The following is a 1,469-nucleotide window of genomic DNA, read 5'->3' as shown; positions in this document are numbered from 1 at the left end:
TTCAGCAATATCGCTAACTTCATTGACAAGATAAAACTTATGGTTTTCTTCCCTTTTTGCATTGTTCAGACGTTTCTCTTTCTTCTCTGAAACGAACTGCGAGACAGTAAAGGAAGTCGTCAGCACACTCATGCCACCCATGCTCAAGAGCATAATCGGATTACGACCACTTAACATGGTTGTTACTCCAGTCATGGCAATCATCCCAAGTGGTGGTAAAATCGTCTTTAACAAATTATTTTTAGCGTCAGTTGGTGCTTTTTCAATTGATTGGAGCTTAAATTTATCCGTTGGCACTTCAAGATTGAGTCGTGGACTTCGGCGATAGTTCGGAAAATCTTGTGGAAATTCAGCTTCTTTTTCTTTAATCAATAATTGCGTAGTATCAAAAATAATAGCTTCTGAAAAAGTTGTGATTTTCCACTGATTCGTCCGTTTCTCAAGCAAGAACTCCTCCGTCAAAACAGTTGTGCCAACGCTAATTGGATAAACTTGATTGCCTGTGATTTTCTCATCATTATGATAAACAACCGCACCTTTTGTCTCAATAATCAAACTATCTTGATGTAGAATAAGACGAAATGAACTCGGCACTTTTAGCCCCGCAAAACAATCCTGACTAATGACAAAATCATCACTTTCATTCACGACAAAAAAGCTAGTTCTTGCATTCTCTCGTGACAGAATTAAAAATTTCTGCTCATCAAGTTCACTAAAACCATTGGGCATTTTGTTACCATTGATACGTACACTATCATTGACAATACCAAGAGAATACGCTAAAAAAGTGACCGACGGACGACTAGCAGTCAGAGTGAGTTTAGTAAGCCTGTCATCCAACATATAGACGATAAAGGATAAGTCTCTTGGGTTCAAGCGTTCGTCTATATAAAAACTTTCTTTTATGTCTCGTTCATTTGATTCAAAAATCGTCATTTTTGTTCTACTTTCCTAGTTTGTTCATTACTTTAAATTCTCAAGCGCCAAATCAAATCTAGCATTAACTTCAGACGTTTCATCTTCAAGTTTTTGATAGAATTGATTTACTTCTGCTTGGAATTCATCTTTTATATTACTTACCTTATGACTAAAATCGCTCACTTCTCGATGATTTTCTGGTAACAAGGCAGACATTTTTTCCACTAAACGTCTTGTACTTTGGTTAAAATCATCTGATTTTTCTTCAAGCAAAGTTCTTTGACGTTCAAGTTCACGCTTGTCCTTATCATACTCTTCTTCAAGCAAATAGCGTTGTCTTGTTATATCTGTCATTTCTTATAGTCCTTATTTTAAATTCAGGTAGCTTTCAATAGCCTGTTTTAATCGGTGTCGTAAATTCTGGGCGTTTTAGATTCTTCAAAAAATCTTCAGCCGCTTTGGCAGCACCACCAGTCAGAGCCATAAACAAATCAGCAGGTAAGTCTTTTTGAGACTTATCATACATCGCCTGCTCCAGTTCCTCAAATTTA

General features: G+C 36.6%; 1 protein-coding gene and 1 pseudogene. Both read right to left on the bottom strand.

Annotated features, from left to right (window positions below; genetic code table 11):
* Positions 1–936, bottom strand: a pseudogene (locus Hs30E_RS10920) (hypothetical protein); the annotation flags it as partial.
* Between the two features lie 27 nt (positions 937–963).
* Positions 964–1,272 carry a hypothetical protein gene (locus tag Hs30E_RS10915; protein ID WP_172209957.1) on the bottom strand — a complete coding sequence of 103 codons (309 nt, stop codon included), beginning with the start codon at positions 1,270–1,272 and terminating at the stop codon, positions 964–966.
* Positions 1,273–1,469 lie beyond the last annotated feature (197 nt).

It is taken from the genome of Pseudolactococcus hodotermopsidis (genome assembly GCF_011170085.1).
In the GTDB taxonomy this organism is placed as follows: domain Bacteria; phylum Bacillota; class Bacilli; order Lactobacillales; family Streptococcaceae; genus Pseudolactococcus; species Pseudolactococcus hodotermopsidis.
The sequence above is the reverse complement of the archived record's forward strand: the minus strand, read 5'-3'. Positions and strand labels throughout refer to the sequence as shown.

What these genes read in the sequence shown, in the direction of transcription:
- Hs30E_RS10915 (WP_172209957.1), bottom strand. Translation starts at nt 1,272, where the DNA reads ATGACAGATATAACAAGACAACGCTATTTGCTTGAAGAAGAGTATGAT.